Origin of the sequence: Streptomyces sp. NPDC002680 (assembly GCF_042889145.1) — a bacterium.
Taxonomy (GTDB): domain Bacteria; phylum Actinomycetota; class Actinomycetes; order Streptomycetales; family Streptomycetaceae; genus Streptomyces; species Streptomyces adonidis.
In genome coordinates, this window is record NZ_JBIAQP010000009.1 from 21,676 (window position 1) to 40,220 (window position 18,545).

Sequence of the window (18,545 nt, forward strand, 5' to 3'; positions counted from 1 at the left end):
TGCAGTCCCCGTGCCCTGGCCGCCCGGTTCGTTCCGGGCGGCCTTTGGTGTTGTGGGGCCTGTCGATCCGCGAGGCGTTCAGTCCGTCACCGTCACCATCACGATGACCGCCGCCACGATGGTGTCGAGGACCAGGCAGAACTCGGCGAGCGAGCGTGTCACGACCTTGTTGATCCGGTAGTGGTACGCGTCCCACGCCGCGTGGGCCAGCAGACCGCCCGCCACGAAGTACGCGCCCACCGTCTCCGTCACGCCCAGGGCTGTCGCTGCCGCTGCGCCGAACGCCGCCATGGCGATCAGGTGGTACGGCCAACCGCCGTACGGGGGTGGGGTGTCGGGGTTTCGGCGGCCCAGCAGCAGGCCGTACACCAGGAGCGGGACGGCCAGCGCCAGGATCACCCATGTCGGGTCCACGTCGCCTCCGCCGAGTAACTCGGTGGCGAAGATGACGACGACCGAGCCGAAGAACAACGGCCATACGGCGGACGGTTTCCGGAAGGCCGCCGCGCCGAAGTAGACGAGCGCGGAGGCGGCGAGGGCGGGGGCCGCGTCGATGCCCTCGGACATGTCGAGCCCGATCAGGGCGGCCGCCGCGATGCCGGCGAGGATCGGCCAGTGCTCGGAGAGTTTCGTCATGGCTTCAACGTACGTACCCCTGGGGGGTATGTATACGGGTTTAGAGGGTGCTCGAAACGACGGGCCCTAGGGCACGCGGCTGTCGACGCACTCCCGCTCGCCGTTCGTCGCGGGTTCGAAGCAGACGCGGACGGTCGTACCCGGGCGGGTCGCTGTCATGGCCGTGTAGACGTAGTTCTTCGCGTCGATGTCGTCCTTGATCTCGGCGCTGTAGGTGGCGCCGCCCGCGGTCACCTCGATGCGGTCGCCGACGCTCGTGTGCCAGGTCCGGGCCCAACTGGCCCCGCACTGCTTGTCGTAGCGCACCGACATCCAGGCCCCGGTTGCCGTGCGGTGCTCCAGGAGAGTCTCGGGGGGACTGCCGCAGTTCATGTTCCACGGGTCCTGGCCCTCACAGGCGGCTCCCCGGCAACGGGCGGCGGCGGGAGAGGCGGGAGCTGAGGCAGGAGAGGACGATGTCTGTGGTTCGTTGTTGTCCGGTCCTGGCAGCAGTACGGCGGCTGCCACGATTCCGGCCATCGCGGCGCATGCCGACACGAGCGCTGCCCTGATCGTCGTACGGCGGTGACCGGTATCGGTACGTGTGCGTGTGTCCTCCACCGGAGGCGGAGGACGAGGCGGTGGTGGTGTCGTCGTGCTCGGTGCGTCCGCCGCCCGCAGGCTCCACTCCGACTCCGCGATCTCCCACAGCGCCAGGCATCGGCCCTCCGGTTCGCGGGCGAGGGCGCACAGCTCCTGGACCGCCTGGCGTGGGGGGAGTGCCTTGCCGTTGAGATAGCGGTCCCAGGACGACTTGCTGTACGTGGTCCGTTCCGCCAGGCCCGCCAGGCTCAGGCCCGTGCGGTCCTTCAACTCCCTCAGCGTGGCGGCCAGTCGGGTGCGTTCCGGTGAGGGGGAAGGTGGTGGCGATGGCATCGGGCCCGGTGTCGTCCCGCTCATCTCGCAGTGGCTCCCGCGTCGCGCCGCAGAGCCCCCCAGGTGTGCGGGCCGATGATGCCGTCGACGACCAACTCGTCCCGTCTCTGGATGCGTTCGACCGCCCGCTGCGTCAACGGGCCGAAGATGCCGTCGATCTCGCCGGGCGGTATGCCCGCCCGGCGCAACAGGCACTGTGCCTCGGCGACTTCGGGGCCCGCCTGGCCGGCGGCCAGGATCACGTCCTGGGTGCGGCTGTTGCCCGAGTACCAGCGGCCGCCGATCCGCTCCATCCGGCAGGTGTACGTGATCACCGACGCCGACACCGACGCCGAAGCCGTGATGGTGGGCGAGGCGCGGTGGGACGCCGTCGCGCTGCCGTCGCCGTCCTGGAGTCGTACGACCGCGAGGGCCGACGCGGAGGCGATCAGGACCAGGGCCACCGCTCCCGCCACGAGCGTGGTGCGCAGCGGACCGTCCTGCGGCCGGGGCCCCAGCTCCAGGGTCTCCGGTGTCCCGTGTGCTTCCTGCTTCTCCTGTGCGGGCGAATCCGCGCGTCTGGTGCTCCACGCCTCCGTCGCCACCTCGTGCAGCGCGAGCAGCCTGGTCGTGTCGTCGCCGCAGGTTCTGGCCATCGCCTCGACGGCTTCCCCGGGCGGCAGCGATCTGCCGTTCAGGTACCGCTCCCACGACTTCTCGCTGTACCCGGTCTTCACGGCCAACTGCCGCATGCTCAGCCCGCTGCGGTCCTTCAGCCGGCGTAATCGCATCACCAACTGGCGGACTCGGGGATCCAGTTCGGCCGGCAGCTCCTTCCAGCGCGGCATGTTCCCCCTACTCGCGTATCGCGTACTCACGTACTCGCTTCGCATTCTGCAACAGGGTCGACGGCCCCCACCGGAAGGTGGTTCCCGCACGGGTACGGAACCGGCCACCCGCCCGTCGCGGGCGTCCCGCGGGGCCGTCCCGGCGGACGGCGTCCCCGCAGGTCAGCGGGTGGGGCGTCCCGGCAAGCCGTCACTTTCGCGGCAACCGTGGCGACCCTTGCCGCCCACTGGCCATTCTCGTGTTGCCAGACCGGCGGCACGACCGAGCCGCCGTACGACCCCAAGGGGGAAGCATGCGATCGAACATCTTGGCGAGGACCGCCATCAGCCTCACCGCCGTCCTCGGGCTCGCGGCCGGAACAGTGGCGGCCGCGGGTACCAGCTTCGCGGCGTCCCCGCCGGCCGCCACCACCGCGGTGAGCGCCCAGGACGTCTCCGTCCTCGCGGTGAACAACCTCGGCCTGACGAGCGAGGAGGCCAAGAAGATCCAGCGGGTGGCCAAGGACAAGTGGGGCTACACAGGCGCGATCGACGGGCTGCTCGGCACCGAGAGCTGGAAGGCGATCCAGCGCTGGCTCCTGAACTGGGGTTATCCGGGCCCCATCGACGGGATCGTCGGACCCAACACGATCAAGGCGCTGCAGAAGTACCTCAAGGAGTACTACGGCTACACGGGCGCGATCGACGGGGACGCCGGATCGGGGACCAGGGCCGCGTTCAAGCGGATGGCCAATGCCTGCCCCGCCTGCTGAGCGGCCCTTGACAGACCGCCCACGGTAAAGACGCCGCGGCCCGTCCTCCCCGGGGGAGAGGACGGGCCGCGCGCGTTTCTGCCAAGCCGCCTCAGAGCCGCTCGGGCGTCCTGATGCCCAGCAGGGCCATGCCCTGGTGGAGCGTCTTCGCCGTCATGTCGGACAGGAACAGGCGGTTCTCAGCGATGTTCTGCGGTGGTGCCGGCTTGATCACCGGGCACTTGTCGTAGAACGTCGTGAACAGGGACGCCAACTGGTACAGGTACGCCGCCAGCTTGTGCGGCGCGTACTCCGTCGCCGAGTCCGCCACCGTCTCCGCGAACCCGTCCACGTGCAGGGCCAACGCCCGCTCCGCGTCGGCCAGTTCGAGTTCCGGGTGCGGCTTCGGGTGTACCTCGCCGGCCTTGCGCAGGATCGACTGGATACGGGCGTACGCGTACTGGAGGTACACGCTCGTGTCGCCGTTCAGCGAGACCATCTGGTCCAGGTCGAACTTGTAGTCCCGGTTCGCCGACGTCGACAGGTCCGCGTACTTCACCGCGCCGATGCCCACCTGGGCGCCGCGCTCGGCGACCTCGGCGTCCGAGAGCTGGGCCTGCGTGTCCTTCTCCCGTACGACCGTCGTCGCGCGGTCCACCGCCTCGTCCAGCAGGTCGACGAGTTTGACCGTCTCGCCCTCACGCGTCTTGAACGGCTTGCCGTCCTTGCCGAGGACCGTGCCGAACGCCAGCTGGTACGCCTTCACGTCCTCGTCGTTCAGCCAGCCCGCCCTGCGCGCGGTCTCGAACACCATCTTGAAGTGCAGGGACTGACGCGCGTCGACCACGTAGATCAGGTTGTTCGCCTTCAGGTTGAAGACGCGGTCCCGGATCGCCGAGAGGTCCGTCGCCGCGTAGCCGTAGCCGCCGTCGGTCTTACGGACGATCAGCGGGACCGGGTTGCCCTCCGGGCCCTTGATGTCGTCGAAGAACACGCACAGGGCGCCCTCCGAGCGGACCGCAACCCCGGACTCCTCCAGGAGGCGGCACGTCTCGTCCAGCATGTCGTTGTAGCCCGACTCGCCGACGATGTCCGCGTCCTGGATGACCATGTCCAGCTTCTCGAAGACCGAGAAGAAGTAGATCTTCGACTCGTCGACGAACCGCTGCCACGTCGCGAGCGTCGCGGGGTCGCCGGCCTGGAGGTCGACCACCCGGAGGCGTGCCCTCGTCTTGAACTCCTCGTCGGAGTCGAAGAGTTTGCGTGCCGCCTTGTAGAGGCGGTCGAGGTTCGACATCGCCTCCTCGCCGGTCGCCTCGGTGTCCGTGGTGGTTGTCTTGTGGTCCAGCTCGTGCGGGTGCTCGTCCAGGTACTGGATGAGCATGCCGAACTGCGTTCCCCAGTCGCCGATGTGGTGCCTGCGGATCACGTTCTCGCCCGTGAACTCCAGGAGTTGGGCCACCGCGTCGCCGATCACCGCGGAGCGGAGGTGGCCTACGTGCATCTCCTTCGCCACGTTCGGCTGGGCGTAGTCGATGACCGTCGTGCCCGGGTGGGCGGCGAGCGGTACGCCGAGACGGGCGTCCGGGTCCGCGGCCCTGGCCGCCAGGTTCTCGATGATCGCCTTGTCGGTGAGGGTGATGTTCAGGAAGCCGGGGCCGGAGACCTCGATGTCCTTGATCACGTCGCCGGACACGACGTTGGCGACGACCTGGGTCGCCAGGTCGCGGGGGTTCGCCTTGGCCTTCTTGGCGAGGGCGAGGATGCCGTTCGCCTGGAAGTCCGCACGGTCGCTGCGTCGCAGCAGCGGGTCCGCGGGGGCCTCCGGCAGGGTTGCCGTGAGGGCGTCCGCGAGGCGCTGGTGGACGGTGGCGGTGAGGGACTTGACCGGGGCCATGGGAGTGGGTGCCGTTCTCCTGGGGGGTACGGGTGGATGGGGCCAGTATCCCATGGGGGGTAAAGGGGTTTTCTTGCGCGCGGGTGCGTGGTGTGTTTGGTTTCGCCCCCGCCGCCCCTACCCGTCCCATCCTTCTGGGGGCTGCGCCCCCAGACCCCCCTTGTCCTCAAACGCCGGACGGGCTGGAGGGGGTCCCGGAAAGGCGTTTTCGTGGTTCTGGGGGGACCTGGGAGAATGGGGCTGTCAGCCGTCGACCGTACCGGCTGATCTTGAGGAACTCTTAGAAAAAGAGGACGTGCCGATCGTGGCTCAGAGCACCGAGACCACCGACTGGGTCTCCCGTTTCGCGGATGAGGTCATCGAGGAGTCGGAGCGTCGAGCCCCCGGCAAACCCGTCGTCGTCGCGTCGGGGCTCTCGCCCTCCGGGCCCATTCACCTGGGGAATCTCCGCGAGGTCATGACCCCGCATCTTGTCGCCGACGAGATCCGGCGGCGGGGGCGCGAAGTCCGGCATCTCATCTCCTGGGACGACTACGACCGCTACCGCAAGGTGCCCAACGGGGTGGAGGGGGTCGATGCTTCGTGGGCTGAGCACATCGGGCGGCCCTTGACCTCCGTACCTGCTCCCCAGGGGTCCGCCCACCCCAACTGGGCCGAGCACTTCAAGGCCGCCATGGTCGACGCCCTCGCTCAGCTCGGTGTCGAGTTCGACGGGATCAGTCAGACCGCTCAGTACACCTCCGGTGCCTATCGCGCGCAGATTCTGCATGCCATGAAGCACCGGGGGGACATCGACGCCATCCTTGATCAGTATCGGACCAAGAAGGCCCCCGCCAAGAAGCCTCAGCAGTCCCAGAAGGCCCTCGACGCCGCCGAGCTCGACGCCGCCGAAGGGTCCGGCGCCGCCGGTGAGGACGACGGGAGTTCCGGGTCCGCCGGGTACTTCCCGTACAAGCCCTTCTGCGGTGGGTGCGGCAAGGACCTCACCACCGTCACCGCCTATGACGACGACACCACCGAGCTGACCTACACCTGCACCGCCTGCGGGTTCTCCGAGACCGTCCTGCTCAGCGAGTTCAACCGCGGCAAGCTCGTCTGGAAGGTCGACTGGCCCATGCGGTGGGCTTACGAGGGGGTCGTCTTCGAGCCCTCCGGTGTTGATCACTCGTCTCCTGGTTCCTCGTTCCAGGTCGGTGGGCAGATCGTCGGGCAGGTTTTCGGTGGCAAGCAGCCCATCGGGCCCATGTACGCCTTCGTGGGCATCAGCGGCATGGCCAAGATGTCCAGCAGCAAGGGCGGCGTGCCCACGCCCGGTGACGCGCTGAAGATCATGGAGCCGCAGATCCTGCGCTGGCTGTACGCCCGGCGGCGGCCCAACCAGTCGTTCAAGATCGCCTTCGACCAGGAGATCCAGCGGCTGTACGACGAGTGGGACAAGCTCGACGCCAAGGTCGCCGACGGCACCGCGCTGCCGGCCGACGTCGCCGCGCACGCACGTGCGGTGCGTACCGCCGAGGGCGAACTGCCGCGTACGGCACGGCCGTTGCCGTACCGGACGCTGGCCTCCGTCGCCGACATCACCGCCGGTGCCGAAGATCAGACGCTGCGGATCCTGAGCGAGCTCGATCCTTCCGATCCGCTTACCTCGCTGGATGTCGTTCGGCCTCGGCTCGACAAGGCCGAGGCCTGGATCAACACGCAGGTTCCGGCCGACCAGCGGACCGTCGTACGGGGCGAGCCCGACAGTGAGTTGATCAAGTCCCTCGACGAGCAGGGGCGGCAGTCGCTGCGGCTCCTCGTCGACGGGCTCGCCGACAACTGGTCCCTTGATGGGCTTACGCATCTCGTCTACGGCGTGCCCAAGGTCCAGGCCGGGTTCCCCGCCGATGCCACGGCCAAGGAACTCCCCGCCGAGATCAAGGTCGCCCAGCGGACCTTCTTCGCCCTGCTCTACCACCTGCTCGTCGGGCGGGACACCGGTCCCCGGCTGCCCACGCTGCTCCTCGCGGTGGGACAGGAGCGGGTGCGGCTTCTCCTCGGGGAGTAGGGCCTGCGTACCTGTGCGTGAGAAGGGGCGCTCGGCTTGTGCCGGGCGCCCCGTTCCGTCGTACAAGGGAACTTGGTACTACGCGATGTGGTCTTCCTGGAGTTCCGCCGTGTGGCGGTTGGTGAAACGGTTGACCATGCGGTCGGCCTCGCGCTGCGGGAGCTTCGTGCCGTACGTCGCCTCCACGTCGCCCCTGAACTGGCCCGAGGTCGGATAGCTGCCGTCTATCGACTTCTTGAAGACCAGGTAGAAGTCCTCCTCCGTCGGCTCCGGCGGACCACCGCCCGCACCCATCTCACGGGTACGGCCAGGACCGGCCGGGATCGGGAAGGTACCGGTGTCCTCCGGGGACGGCTCCGGAGCCTCCTGCGCGGAGGCCGGCGGTTCCTCGAACTGCTGCGGGAACGCCTGCTGCTCGAACCGCACTCGCTCCTCGTACTGCTGCCGCTGCGCCTCGAACTGCCGCTGGGCCTCGTACTGCTCGGCCTGCTGCTGCTCCTCCATCCACTGGATGTACGCGGGGTCGTTGGCCGGGTCGTAGGTCGGGTCGTACCCGCCCTGATACGCGATGGCCCGGGGGTCCCGCATCTGGAGCCATGGATTCTGGGGCTCGGCGTAGTCCAGTTCCTGGGGGAGTTCGCCGCCTTCGGGAGCGGGACGCTGCTGCTGCTCCTGGGCGGGCGCCGCGTTGTTCTGTACGGCGTTGTTCTGCGCGGTGCCGTTCTGTACGGCGGGAGGCGCGACCGCCTTCGCGGTGGCGGGCTCCAGTTCCGGCTGCGGGGCCGGGGCCGGTGGCAGCAGGGCCGGTTCGATGCCCGCCGCCGCCAGGCCCGAGGGGGCCGTCTCCGCGAGGGGGACGCCGTAGCGGGCCAGACGCAGGGGCATCAGGGACTCCACCGGGGCCTTGCGGCGCCAGGCCCGGCCGAAGCGGGCGTGCAGGCGGGCCTGGTAGACGAGACGTTCCTGCTCCAGCTTGATCACCTGGTCGTAGGAGCGCAGCTCCCACAGCTTCATCCGGCGCCAGAGGAGGAAGGTGGGGAGGGGGGAGAGGAGCCAGCGGGTGAGGCGGACGCCCTCCATGTGCTTGTCGGCCGTGATGTCCGCCATGCGGCCGATGGCATGCCGGGCCGCCTCGACCGCGACCACGAACAGCACCGGGATGACGGCGTGCATGCCGACGCCCAGCGGGTCGGGCCAGGCCGCCGCGCCGTTGAACGCGATCGTCGCCATCGTCAGCAGCCACGCCGTCTGCCGGAGCAGCGGGAACGGGATGCGGATCCAGGTGAGGAGAAGGTCGAGGGCGAGCAGGACGCAGATGCCCGCGTCGATGCCGATCGGGAAGACGTAGCTGAAGTTCCCGAAGCCCTTCTGGATCGCCAGTTCACGGACGGCCGCGTACGATCCCGCGAAGCCGATCGCGGCGATGATCACGGCGCCGAACACGACCACTCCGATGAGCACCCGGTGCGTTCGTGTCAGTTGGATTGGCGCGGACACCCGTACTCCCCTCCCTGTGCGTGCTGTTGCGCGCAACAGGGTGGCACATGTGTGCGGCGTACGTATTGCGGAGACAAAGTCAGTTCTTCTTCGTTGCCGAAGAGGAAGGTGAGGCGGAGGCCGACTTCGACGGGGACGCGCTCGGCTTCGCAGACGAACTCGCCGGGGAAGAAGGGGAGTTGGAGGGAGCGGAGGTGGCCGCGTCCCCGTTCGTCGACGACACCTTCGCGACGGCTTCCTTGACCGCCTTCACCGCGGCCTTCGACAGGCTCTCGGCGCTCGGCGTCTTCTCGCCCGCGAGACCGGCGCCGTTGTAGTCGAGGGTCACGACGACGTTCTCGACCCGGACGACCACCGTCTGCTGCCGGAAGGCGCCTTCCTTCTTCTTCAGGTCGTAGCGCACCGACGTCGCGTCGTCGCCCGTCCCGGCCACCGGCTCCGAGGAGACGTTCTTCGCCCCCGACACCGACTGGGCGTCGTCCACCTGTGTCTCGTAGTACGCCTGCGCCAGTTCGTCGCCCGAACCGCGCGTCGCGTTCGACTCGAAGCGCAGCAGGGACACGTTCAGCCAGCGGAACTGGGAGCCCTTCACACCGTTGTTGGTGAGGCTCGTCCAGGAGCAACTGCCGCGCGTCGACGTGTCGTTGGAGGAACCCTCCTTGCCCGACTTCACACCCTTCGGGACGAGTTCCTTCAGCGTCTTCGTCGTCAGCGCCGCACACGGCTCCGGAATCTTCTGGTACGCCGCCGCCTGCACGGTCGGAGACGCGCTCACCGTCTCGCCCGCACCGGTGGTGTCCGTGTCCTTCGCCGCGTTGTCGGCGGAGCCGGCCGACCCGGAGTCGGATCCCGAGTCGGAGGAGCAGCCCACGCCTACGAGGAGCAGGACGGGGACGGCGGCCAGGGCGGCGAGGGCGCGGTGCAGCCGCTTCGGCGTCACGGTGGCGGTCCGGCCGAACTGGTCGTCTCGCAGTTCTCGCTGGTCTCGCTGTGCGGGTCGGTGCATGGTTCCTTCACTCATCGCGCTGTGGTTCCTGCGGCTCTCGGTTCCTGCGGTCGGATCGGGTCCGAGGGGCCACGGTACGCGGTGAGGGGCGCGCGTTGCCTGGCTTCACTCCCTTTGCGGAGGGCCGCCGGGAGGGGTCCCGGGGCGCCGCTCAGTCGAACGCGCCGGCGAGCTGGGAGGCCAGTTTCCGCGCCCTGTCCTGCATTTCCTTGCTGTCCGGCACGGTGCCGAGGGTCGCCGGCTGCTCGACGTACTCGATGGTCACGATGACGTTGGACGTGCGGAACGCCACAGTCACCGTGCGCTGCTGGGCCGTTGAACCGGCGGTGCTCAGCTCGTCGTCGAGGAACGCCTCGTCGCCGAGACCGTCGAGGAGGCGGGGCTGGAGGGCGGCGGCGGATTCGGCGTCAGGGGAGGCCGATGCGGAGGCAGTGTCGGTGGAGGTGGCGGAGGAGGAAGGGGACGCGGACTCGGACGGGGACGCGGACGCGGACTCGGTGGGGGTGGCGGAGATGGAGGCGATGGGCTCCGGCAGATCGGCGGCCACGACCTTGGTCGCGAAGAGGTCCGTCGCCTGGCTGTCGTCGCTCACGGAGTTGTCGTACGACACGACCCGCTCGAAATCGACGAGGAGATGGTCGGTGGCGTCCGTGGACTCCACCTTCCAGCGGCAGCCGACCTTGCGGTCCGTGTTGTAGGTGAGCGTCGACTCGCCCTCGTACGCCTGCTCCTTCTGCTCCTCGTCCGTGAGCTGCGTGATGCCGGGCAGCAGCGAGTCGAGGGTGTCGTGGCTGACCGCGCTGCAGGGCTCGGGGAGCGTGTCGTACCGGCCGGGCTGGGCCGCGGCGGTCGTGGTGCCGGTGTCGCCGGGCTTGGCGTCCTCGGCGGTGTCGTCGCTGCCCGAGCCGCCGGTGCAGCCGGCCAGCAGCGCCGCGAGGAGCACGGCGACACCGGGTACGTACGCCTTCCGCTGCACGGTCGGTTTCCTCTCGACGATCTGAACTGCATGAACCATGTGAACGATCTTTGTGGGGCGGTGCCGGTACCAGTGTCCCCGCTGGTTAATCGCTTGCCGCACAGGGGCGTCACCGGCAGACAATGTGTATCGCACGCACCACCGTGACCGCCGGTCCGGCATCCCTTTTCGTTGACCTTGGCGCCGGTTTTGCGATTACAGACTTTTGTCAGATTTCTGGGGGATGAGGACGTTATGTCGTACGTAGAAGTGCCGGGTGCGAAGGTTCCCATCCGGATGTGGACCGACCCGGCGTCGGTCGAGGACGTCGCGATGCAGCAGCTGCGGAACGTGGCGACCCTGCCGTGGATCAAGGGCCTGGCGGTCATGCCGGACGTCCACTTCGGCAAGGGGGCGACGGTCGGGTCGGTCATCGCGATGCAGGGGGCTGTGTGTCCTGCGGCGGTGGGGGTCGACATCGGCTGCGGCATGTCCGCCGTCAAGACCTCGCTGACGGCGAACGATCTGCCGGGGGATCTGTCGCGGCTGCGGTCGAAGGTGGAGCAGGCTATTCCGGTGGGTCGGGGGATGCATGACAGTCCTGTTGATCCGGGGCGGCTGCATGGGTTCGCTACTGGGGGGTGGGACGACTTCTGGGGGCGGTTCGATGGGGTGGCCGAAGCGGTCAAATTCCGTCACGATCGGGCTGAAAAGCAGATGGGAACGCTCGGATCCGGGAATCATTTTGCAGAAATTTGCATAAGTGATCAGGGTTCGGTCTGGCTCATGCTCCATTCCGGTTCCCGGAACATCGGTAAGGAGCTGGCCGATCACCACATTGGTGCGGCCCAGAAGCTCCCGCACAACCAGGGGCTGATCGACCGCGACCTCGCCGTCTTCATCGCGGACACCCCGCAGATGACGGCCTACCAGAACGACCTCTACTGGGCTCAGGAGTACGCCAAGTACAACCGGTCGATCATGATGGCCCTCTTCAAGGACGTGATCCGCAAGGAGTTCAAGAAGGCCGGGGTGACCTTCGAACCCGAGGTGAGCTGCCACCACAACTACGTGAGCCGCGAGCGCTACGAGGGCATGGACCTGCTCGTCACGCGCAAGGGGGCGATCAGCGCCAGGGCTGGTGAGTACGGCATCATCCCGGGCTCGATGGGCACCGGTTCGTACATCGTGAAGGGCCTCGGCAACGAGAAGGCCTTCAACTCGGCGTCCCACGGCGCCGGTCGGCGTATGAGCCGCAGCGCGGCGAAGCGGCGCTTCTCGACGAAGGACCTGGAGGAGCAGACACGGGGCGTGGAGTGCCGTAAGGACTCCGGTGTCGTGGACGAGATCCCGGGTGCGTACAAGCCGATCGAGCAGGTCATCGACCAGCAGCGGGACCTCGTGGAGGTCGTGGCGAAGCTGAAGCAGGTCGTTTGCGTGAAGGGTTGAGTGCCAGGGGCGGGCAGGGCCTGTTCGGCATGACGTCGGTGTGACCTCGGTCATGTGACGCATGCTGTCAGGTTCCTGTCCGGGGATTGTCAGGAAGCCGCGATTCCATGGCGGCGCACGTCCTTGTCCCCCCACCACGAGGAGCGTCTGCGTCGTGACGAGCCCCTTAAGTCCCCTTGATCGTCAGGCTGTTGAGGAAATCGCCGAGTTTCCCATGCCCCGCGATTCCGCCTGTCCCTTCGATCCGCCCCCGGCGTTGCGGCAGCGGGATGCCGACGAGCCCGTGTCCAAAGTGCGGCTGTGGGACGGGAGTACGCACTGGCTTGTCACCCGGTACGAGGATCAGCGGGCCCTCTACGGTGATCAGCGGCTCAGTGTCGATACGACCCGGGCCGGGTTTCCGTATCTCAACGAGGCGTTTCGGGAAGTTGCGGCCAAGACGCCGCCGTCGTTCCTGAATATGGACGATCCCGATCATGCCCGTATCCGGCGCATGGTGACCGCCCCCTTCGCCATCAAGCGGATCGAGGCGTTGCGGCCTGCTATTCAGCGGATGACGGACGAGCTCATCGACAAGATGCTGGCCGGGCCGAAGCCTGTCGACCTCGTCGAGGCGCTTGCGCTTCCGCTGCCCTCGCTCGTGATCTGTGAGCTGCTCGGGGTTCCTTATGACGACCACGACTTCTTCCAGAGCAACAGCAAGGTCGGGCTGCGTCGGGACGTGACTCCGGAAGCCGTGCGGGCCGCCAGTGGGGCTCTTTTCCAGTATCTGGACCGGCAGTTGGACCGGAAGATCGCCGAACCCGCCGACGACATGCTCTCCGAGTTGGGGGCGCGGTTCCAGGCCGGGGATCTCACCCGGCAGGAAGCGGTCATGTTGGGGCAGTTGCTGCTTGGCGCCGGGCATGAGACCAGCGCCAACATGATTGCGCTGGGGGTTCTGGCCTTTCTGGAGCATCCCGACCAGCTTGCGATCGTGCGTGACACCGATGATCCGAAGGTTCTCGCCAGTGCCGCGGACGAGATGCTGCGCTACCTCACGGTGGTCCACAACGGCCAACGGCGCCTGGCGCTGGAGGATCTGGAGGTTGGTGGGCAGCTTGTGCGGGCCGGGGAAGGTGTCATCATCCCTGGTGCTACCGGGAATTGGGACGCCGGTCTCTTTCCGGAGCCCGAGAAGCTGGACGTCACCCGCGACGCACGCCGTCACATGGCCTTCGGGTTCGGTATTCATCAGTGCCTCGGGCAGCCGCTCGCCCGGCTCGAACTCCAGGTGGTCTACGGCACGTTGTTCCGCCGTATTCCTGAACTGCGGCTGGCCGCCGAGCTGGAGAAGATTCCCTTCAAGGACGACGGCATCGTCTACGGGGTGTATGAGCTGCCCGTCACCTGGTAACCGGCACTACTTCGCGTGCTTCACCGCGTAGATCATCACGAACGCCACCAGGTGGATGCCGAAGAGGAAGTACGCGAGGTAGTACCAGACGTAGCGTTCGCGCTGTTTCTCCAGGGCCAGGAGCTGTTGTTCCTGCTCCCGGTCCCTGGCCCTGGCGGCCGTGTCCTCTGCGTCTTCCGTCGGCTCCGTCATCACACGTCCCGGTGGACCTTCGTGTTGGACGCCTGCGCGCGGGGGCGCAGGACCAGCAGGTCGACGTTGACGTGGCTCGGGCGGGTCACCGTCCAGGTGATCGTGTCGGCCACGTCGTCCGCCGTGAGGGGTTCGGCCACGCCCTCGTAGACCTTCGCCGCCTTCTCGGGGTCGCCGGAGAAACGGGTCAGCGCGAACTCGTCCGTCTTCACCATGCCCGGCGCGATCTCGATCACCCGGACCGGGGTGCCGACGATCTCCAGGCGCAGGGTCTCCGCCAGGACGTGGGCGCCGTGCTTCGCGGCCACGTAGCCTCCGCCTCCCTCGTACGTGCCGTGGCCCGCCGTGGAGGAGACGATCACGATCGTGCCGTCGCCGCTCGCCGTCAGGGCGGGGAGCAGGGCCTGGGTGAGGTTGAGGGTGCCGATGACGTTCGTCTCGTACATCTGGCGCCAGTCGGCCGGGTCGCCGGTGGCCACCGGGTCCGCGCCGAGCGCGCCGCCCGCGTTGTTGATCAGGACGCCGATCGTCTTGAAGGCGCTCGCGAACTCGTCCACCGCCGTGCGGTCGGTGACGTCCAGCGGGTACGCCGTCGCCTGGCCGCCGGTCGCGTTGATCTCCTCGGCCAGCGCCTCGATCCGGTCCTTGCGGCGGGCCGTCAGGACGACCCGGTAGCCGGCCGCGGCGAGCCGGCGGGCCGTCGCGGCACCGATTCCGCTGCTCGCGCCAGTGACCACGGCGATGCGGGAGGCGGCGGACGGGGCGGCGGCGGTTGCCATGGGACTGCTCCTCAAGGTGCCTGGGTGAGATTGGGGTGCGGGTTCGCGCTGCCCAGGATAGGCAGGCGCGGCCGGCCGGTGGCGGGGTGTCCGGAGGGTGGGCCTGCGCGGGGCTGCCAGGGCCCGGCAGCGGTGGGAAAATGAGGTGGGTGATCCGCGGCAACGGAGGTGGATCATGGGAGAAGCACGTGACGTCATGGACCGGCTCACGGAGGCGCTCACCTCGACGCCCGACCTCAAGGCCGTCGCCGAGCTGTACGCGTCCGACGCGGTCGCCTTCACCCCCGACGGCGGTGAGATCCACGGGCGCGACAACATCGTCGAGTACTGGCGGCAGATGACCGACGCGATGCCCGAGGCGACGTATGTGCCCGTGCACTCGTACGAGATCGGTGACACGGCTGTCGACGAGGGCTACTTCACGGGGCGGAACACCGGGCCGATCCAGCTGCCCTCCGGTGAGCATCTGCCGGCGACGCAGAAGGACGTCCGGGTCCGGGGGATCGACCTCGCGACGGTCCGGGACGGTCACATCGTCGACTACCGGCTCTACTTCGACCAGATGGAGTTCCTCGGGCAGCTCGGGCTGCTGCCGCCCGACCCGCTCGGCTGAGGAGGTCCCGGTTCAGTTCCCTCGCGGGGCGTACATGATCACGGCCATGCCCGCGAGGCAGATCAGTGCGCCCGTCACGTCCCAGCGGTCCGGGCGGTAGCCGTCCGCCGCCATGCCCCAGGCCAGTGAACCGGCGACGAAGACACCGCCGTACGCGGCCAGGATGCGGCCGAACTCCGCGTCGGGCTGGAGGGTGGCGACGAACCCGTAGGCGCCCAGGGCCAGCACGCCCGCGCCGATCCACACCCAGCCGCGGTGCTCCCGTACGCCCTGCCAGACGAGCCAGGCGCCCCCGATCTCGAACAGGGCGGCGACGACGAACAGGGCGATGGAGCGCAGGACGGACATGCGCCGAGCCTCGCATGTCCGTTCACCGTCACCTGTTGGAGGGCGCCTGCGGGGCGCGTCAGGTGGGATACATCGCTTCGACGATGGTGACGGTCTTCTGGGCGAGGAGCGAGCATGAGGGTTTGGGTGCGTGGGCTGGTGGCCGGTGCGATGGCGGTCGGTGTGGTCGGGGCGGGGGGATTCGCCGGGGCCGACACCGGCGAGCCCGAGGCCGATCTCGCCTATCACGGGTCCGTCTCGCTGGACCGTGGGCGGATCGATCTGCGGGTGACCCCGCGCAATCACGGGCCGTCCGCCGTCGCGGACGCGACCGTGCGGCTGACCTGGTCGGCCCCGCTGGCCGCCCGGCAGCAGCTGCCGGACGGGTGTGCGCGGCTCGGGGCGCGGGTGGTGGTGTGCCGTACGGGGGCGCTGGCCGCCGATGCTGTGGGCGAGCAGCTCGGGCTGAGGATGCGGCTCCGGGGCATGCCCGCCGAGGTGACGCTGGAGATCGGTACGGTCTGGAGCGGCGGTGTCGTGGACCGCAACCGGGGCAACGACCAGCAGCGTGTGCTCGTCCTCGACACCGGGGATGCCTATTACTTCTGATCTCCCTTACGGTTTCCGGCTCGCGCGCGGTGTCACCGTCACCTCCGGGATGGTGCCGCCGCAGCGCAGTACGGCGTCCAGGGTGCGCAGGAACTCGGACACGTCGAGCAGGTCGCCGCTCAGATAGCCGCGCTGCCGCCAGACCGGGACGACCTCGGCGGCGTACGTCATGTCCCAGCCGTTGTTGAACTCGGTGCGGGAGTCTCCCTCACCGCCGCCGCAGTCCCTGACCACGAACCGTGTGAAGCCGACTTCCGGGTGTTCGACGCGGTACGCCTCCACCAGTTTCTCCAGGGCCGCCTTGCTGACGTGGTAGCCCGCGAACCCCGGCCAGGCGGGGGTGATCGAGGCGCCGACCGTGGAGAGGTAGACGGCGGTCCCGGCGGACGCCGTGAGGTGGGGGAGCGCGGCGTTCGTGATCAGGGCCGCGCCGATGACGTTCGTGTCCATCACGCTGCGCCAGGTGTCGGCGTTCGTCTGCTCTATGGGGGCCAGGGGGCCGATGCCGGTCGTGTAGACGAGGGCGTCGATGCCGCCGAGTCCGGTCGCCGCCGCCTCGATCGCCGCCCGGCAGGACTCCTCGTCGGTCACGTCGCAGGTGATGGCGAGTGCGTCCGGGCCCGCCTCCTTGGCCGCGTCGGCCAGGCGGTCGTGTCTGCGGGCGAGCAGGGCGACGCGGTTTCCCCGGCCGCCGAGGTCGATCCCCGCGCAACGGCCCAGCCCGCTGGACGCGCCGACCACCACGACTCTCATCACGGTCAGCTCAGCTGCCATCGCATCCGCCATCGCGAGAACCTCATTCTCTCGATATGGAAATCTTCCTCCGTCGAGTTCTAGCACGGGGCGGAATGTCTGCGGAATACCTCGGGAAGGGGCGCGGTTGTCGCTCGCGGACGCTATAGTTGAACGGTCAACAACCTGGAGGATGAGCGACCATGCAGTTCGGGATCTTCAGCGTCGGCGATGTCACGCCCGACCCGACCACGGGACGTACGCCGACCGAACGCGAGCGCATCAAGGCCATGGTCGCCATCGCGCTGAAGGCCGAGGAGGTCGGTCTTGATGTGTTCGCCACCGGTGAGCACCACAACCCGCCGTTCGTGCCCTCGTCCCCGACGACGATGCTCGGGTACATCGCGGCGCAGACCGAGAAGCTGATCCTCTCCACCTCCACCACCCTCATCACCACCAACGACCCGGTGAAGATCGCGGAGGACTTCGCGATGCTCCAGCACTTGGCCGACGGGCGCGTCGACCTGATGATGGGGCGCGGCAACACCGGCCCGGTGTATCCGTGGTTCGGGCAGGACATCCGGCAGGGCATCAACCTCGCCGTCGAGAACTACGCCCTGCTGCGCCGGCTGTGGCGCGAGGACGTCGTGAACTGGGAGGGGAAGTTCCGTACGCCGTTGCAGGGGTTCACGTCGACGCCCCGGCCCATGGACGACGTGCCGCCGTTCGTCTGGCACGGCTCGATCCGTTCGCCCGAGATCGCCGAGCAGGCGGCCTACTACGGTGACGGCTTCTTCCACAACAACATCTTCTGGCCGGCCGACCACACCAAGAAGATGATCGAGCTGTACCGCTCCCGGTACGCCCACTACGGGCACGGGACGGCCGAGCAGGCCATCGTGGGCCTGGGCGGTCAGGTGTTCATGCGGAAGAACTCGCAGGACGCGGTACGGGAGTTCCGGCCGTACTTCGACGAGGCGCCGGTGTACGGGCACGGGCCCTCCCTGGAGGACTTCACCGACCAGACCCCGCTGACCGTCGGCTCCCCGCAGCAGGTCATCGAGAAGACACTGGCCTTCCGCGAGTACGCCGGTGACTACCAGCGCCAGCTGTTCCTGCTCGACCACGCGGGGCTGCCGCTCAAGACCGTCCTTGAGCAGCTCGACCTGCTCGGCGAGGAGGTCGTGCCGGTGCTGCGCGCGGAGTTCGCGAAGGGGCGGGCGGCGGACGTGCCGGACGCGCCCACGCACGCGTCCCTGCTGGCCGCCGCGCAGAAGGAGCAGCAGGAGGAGACGGAGAAGAAGGAGGCAGCCGTATGAAGCTCGTCGTTGTCTCGGCGGGGCTGAGTGTGCCGTCGTCCACGCGGCTGCTGGGCGACCGGCTGGCCGCCGCGGTGGGCCGGCAGACGGACGTCGACGTCCAGGTCGTGGAGCTGCGCGACCTCGCCGTGGAGATCGCGCACAACTTCACCAGCGGGTTTCCGGGGCGGAAGCTGGCGGACGCGCTGGAGGCGGTGACGGCGGCGGATGGGTTGGTTGTCGTCACGCCGGTGTTCTCTGCCTCCTACAGCGGGTTGTTCAAGTCGTTCTTCGATGTGCTGGAGAAGGACGCGCTGGTGGGCAAGCCGGTGCTGGTCGCCGCGACCGGTGGGTCGGCTCGGCACTCGTTGGTGCTGGAGCACGCGATGCGGCCGTTGTTCGCTTATCTGCGGGCCGTGGTGGTGCCGACGGGTGTGTACGCCGCCTCCGAGGACTGGGGTGCGGAGGGGCTGCCCGAGCGGATCGAGCGGGCGGCGGGGGAGCTGACGGCTCTGATGTCGGGGCTGTCGGCGCGGCGGCCGGTACCGAAGCCCGCCGGGCCGGGCGGGTTCGAGGTGATCCCGTTCGAGCAGCAGCTGGGTGCGCTGCGGCCGTGACGGTGAGAGTGAGAGGCGAGTA

19 protein-coding genes are annotated in these 18,545 nt (G+C 68.5%); 8 read left to right on the plus strand and 11 right to left on the minus strand.

Going from position 1 to position 18,545, the window contains the following annotated elements; genetic code table 11:
• Positions 1-78: 78 nt before the first annotated feature.
• The 3 genes from ACFYXF_RS23580 to ACFYXF_RS23590 all read right to left on the minus strand — a co-directional run bounded on the left by ACFYXF_RS23580 (position 79) and on the right by ACFYXF_RS23590 (position 2,378).
• On the minus strand, positions 79-636 hold the full coding sequence (locus ACFYXF_RS23580; protein WP_389352038.1) for a hypothetical protein: 558 nt from the start codon (positions 634-636) through the stop codon (positions 79-81).
• A gap of 66 nt (positions 637-702) precedes the next feature.
• Positions 703-1,551 carry a helix-turn-helix domain-containing protein gene (locus ACFYXF_RS23585; RefSeq protein WP_389352040.1) on the minus strand — a complete coding sequence of 283 codons (849 nt, stop codon included), beginning with the start codon at positions 1,549-1,551 and terminating at the stop codon, positions 703-705.
• A 20-nt stretch (positions 1,552-1,571) separates the two neighbouring features.
• Positions 1,572-2,378, minus strand: coding sequence for a peptidoglycan-binding protein (locus ACFYXF_RS23590; protein WP_389352042.1), 807 nt, complete (start codon positions 2,376-2,378; stop codon positions 1,572-1,574).
• A 293-nt stretch (positions 2,379-2,671) separates the two neighbouring features.
• Here ACFYXF_RS23590 and ACFYXF_RS23595 point away from each other — a divergent pair, with 293 nt between their 5' ends.
• Positions 2,672-3,130, plus strand: a complete 459-nt coding sequence (locus ACFYXF_RS23595; protein ID WP_389352044.1) for a peptidoglycan-binding protein — start codon at positions 2,672-2,674, stop codon at positions 3,128-3,130.
• Positions 3,131-3,221: 91 nt separating this feature from the next.
• On the opposite strand, the gene argS is transcribed toward ACFYXF_RS23595, so the two are convergent.
• Entirely contained in the window at positions 3,222-5,006 is a 1,785-nt protein-coding gene (gene argS, locus ACFYXF_RS23600; RefSeq protein WP_389352046.1) for an arginine--tRNA ligase, read from the minus strand.
• A gap of 295 nt (positions 5,007-5,301) precedes the next feature.
• On the opposite strand from argS, the gene lysS reads away from it, so the two are divergent.
• A complete protein-coding gene (gene lysS / locus ACFYXF_RS23605) occupies positions 5,302-7,053 on the plus strand; it encodes a lysine--tRNA ligase (protein ID WP_389352048.1) in 1,752 nt (583 codons plus the stop codon).
• 78 nt (positions 7,054-7,131) lie between these two features.
• Here lysS and ACFYXF_RS23610 read toward each other — a convergent pair whose 3' ends face one another.
• The 3 genes from ACFYXF_RS23610 to ACFYXF_RS23620 all read right to left on the minus strand — a co-directional run bounded on the left by ACFYXF_RS23610 (position 7,132) and on the right by ACFYXF_RS23620 (position 10,532).
• Entirely contained in the window at positions 7,132-8,550 is a 1,419-nt protein-coding gene (locus tag ACFYXF_RS23610; protein ID WP_389352050.1) for a DUF2637 domain-containing protein, read from the minus strand.
• Positions 8,551-8,629: 79 nt separating this feature from the next.
• Positions 8,630-9,556, minus strand: coding sequence for a DUF3558 domain-containing protein (locus ACFYXF_RS23615; RefSeq protein ID WP_389352052.1), 927 nt, complete (start codon positions 9,554-9,556; stop codon positions 8,630-8,632).
• A 151-nt stretch (positions 9,557-9,707) separates the two neighbouring features.
• A complete protein-coding gene (locus ACFYXF_RS23620; RefSeq protein WP_389352644.1) occupies positions 9,708-10,532 on the minus strand; it encodes a DUF3558 domain-containing protein in 825 nt (274 codons plus the stop codon).
• Positions 10,533-10,766: 234 nt separating this feature from the next.
• Between ACFYXF_RS23620 and ACFYXF_RS23625 the strand changes: the two genes are divergently transcribed.
• Together ACFYXF_RS23625 and ACFYXF_RS23630 are read left to right on the plus strand one after the other, a co-directional pair.
• Positions 10,767-11,960, plus strand: a complete 1,194-nt coding sequence (locus ACFYXF_RS23625; RefSeq protein ID WP_389352646.1) for an RtcB family protein — start codon at positions 10,767-10,769, stop codon at positions 11,958-11,960.
• 154 nt (positions 11,961-12,114) lie between these two features.
• Positions 12,115-13,356 carry a cytochrome P450 gene (locus ACFYXF_RS23630; protein WP_389352054.1) on the plus strand — a complete coding sequence of 414 codons (1,242 nt, stop codon included), beginning with the start codon at positions 12,115-12,117 and terminating at the stop codon, positions 13,354-13,356.
• Between the two features lie 6 nt (positions 13,357-13,362).
• Here the strand turns inward: ACFYXF_RS23630 and ACFYXF_RS23635 are convergent, their stop codons facing one another.
• Both ACFYXF_RS23635 and ACFYXF_RS23640 read right to left on the minus strand, forming a co-directional pair.
• The gene (locus tag ACFYXF_RS23635; RefSeq protein WP_389352055.1) at positions 13,363-13,548 is read right to left on the minus strand and encodes a hypothetical protein; all 186 of its coding nucleotides are present in this window, start codon (positions 13,546-13,548) and stop codon (positions 13,363-13,365) included.
• Positions 13,548-14,327 carry an SDR family NAD(P)-dependent oxidoreductase gene (locus tag ACFYXF_RS23640; RefSeq protein WP_389352056.1) on the minus strand — a complete coding sequence of 260 codons (780 nt, stop codon included), beginning with the start codon at positions 14,325-14,327 and terminating at the stop codon, positions 13,548-13,550. Before ACFYXF_RS23640 ends, ACFYXF_RS23635 begins: the two co-directional genes overlap by 1 nt.
• Before the next feature lie 175 nt (positions 14,328-14,502).
• On the opposite strand from ACFYXF_RS23640, the gene ACFYXF_RS23645 reads away from it, so the two are divergent.
• A complete protein-coding gene (locus tag ACFYXF_RS23645; RefSeq protein WP_389352058.1) occupies positions 14,503-14,940 on the plus strand; it encodes an ester cyclase in 438 nt (145 codons plus the stop codon).
• Between the two features lie 12 nt (positions 14,941-14,952).
• Here ACFYXF_RS23645 and ACFYXF_RS23650 read toward each other — a convergent pair whose 3' ends face one another.
• Positions 14,953-15,288 (minus strand): YnfA family protein, encoded by a 336-nt coding sequence (locus tag ACFYXF_RS23650; protein ID WP_389352060.1) that lies wholly within the window; start codon positions 15,286-15,288, stop codon positions 14,953-14,955.
• 114 nt (positions 15,289-15,402) lie between these two features.
• Here ACFYXF_RS23650 and ACFYXF_RS23655 point away from each other — a divergent pair, with 114 nt between their 5' ends.
• On the plus strand, positions 15,403-15,876 hold the full coding sequence (locus tag ACFYXF_RS23655) for a hypothetical protein (RefSeq protein WP_389352062.1): 474 nt from the start codon (positions 15,403-15,405) through the stop codon (positions 15,874-15,876).
• A gap of 6 nt (positions 15,877-15,882) precedes the next feature.
• On the opposite strand, the gene ACFYXF_RS23660 is transcribed toward ACFYXF_RS23655, so the two are convergent.
• Complete coding sequence (locus ACFYXF_RS23660; RefSeq protein ID WP_389352063.1) at positions 15,883-16,662, minus strand: SDR family oxidoreductase; 780 nt, start codon at positions 16,660-16,662, stop codon at positions 15,883-15,885.
• Between the two features lie 149 nt (positions 16,663-16,811).
• Here ACFYXF_RS23660 and ACFYXF_RS23665 point away from each other — a divergent pair, with 149 nt between their 5' ends.
• Both ACFYXF_RS23665 and ACFYXF_RS23670 read left to right on the plus strand, forming a co-directional pair.
• Complete coding sequence (locus ACFYXF_RS23665; protein ID WP_389352065.1) at positions 16,812-17,927, plus strand: LLM class flavin-dependent oxidoreductase; 1,116 nt, start codon at positions 16,812-16,814, stop codon at positions 17,925-17,927.
• Positions 17,924-18,523 carry an FMN reductase gene (locus ACFYXF_RS23670; RefSeq protein WP_389352067.1) on the plus strand — a complete coding sequence of 200 codons (600 nt, stop codon included), beginning with the start codon at positions 17,924-17,926 and terminating at the stop codon, positions 18,521-18,523. Before ACFYXF_RS23665 ends, ACFYXF_RS23670 begins: the two co-directional genes overlap by 4 nt.
• The last annotated feature ends 22 nt before the right edge of the window (positions 18,524-18,545 follow it).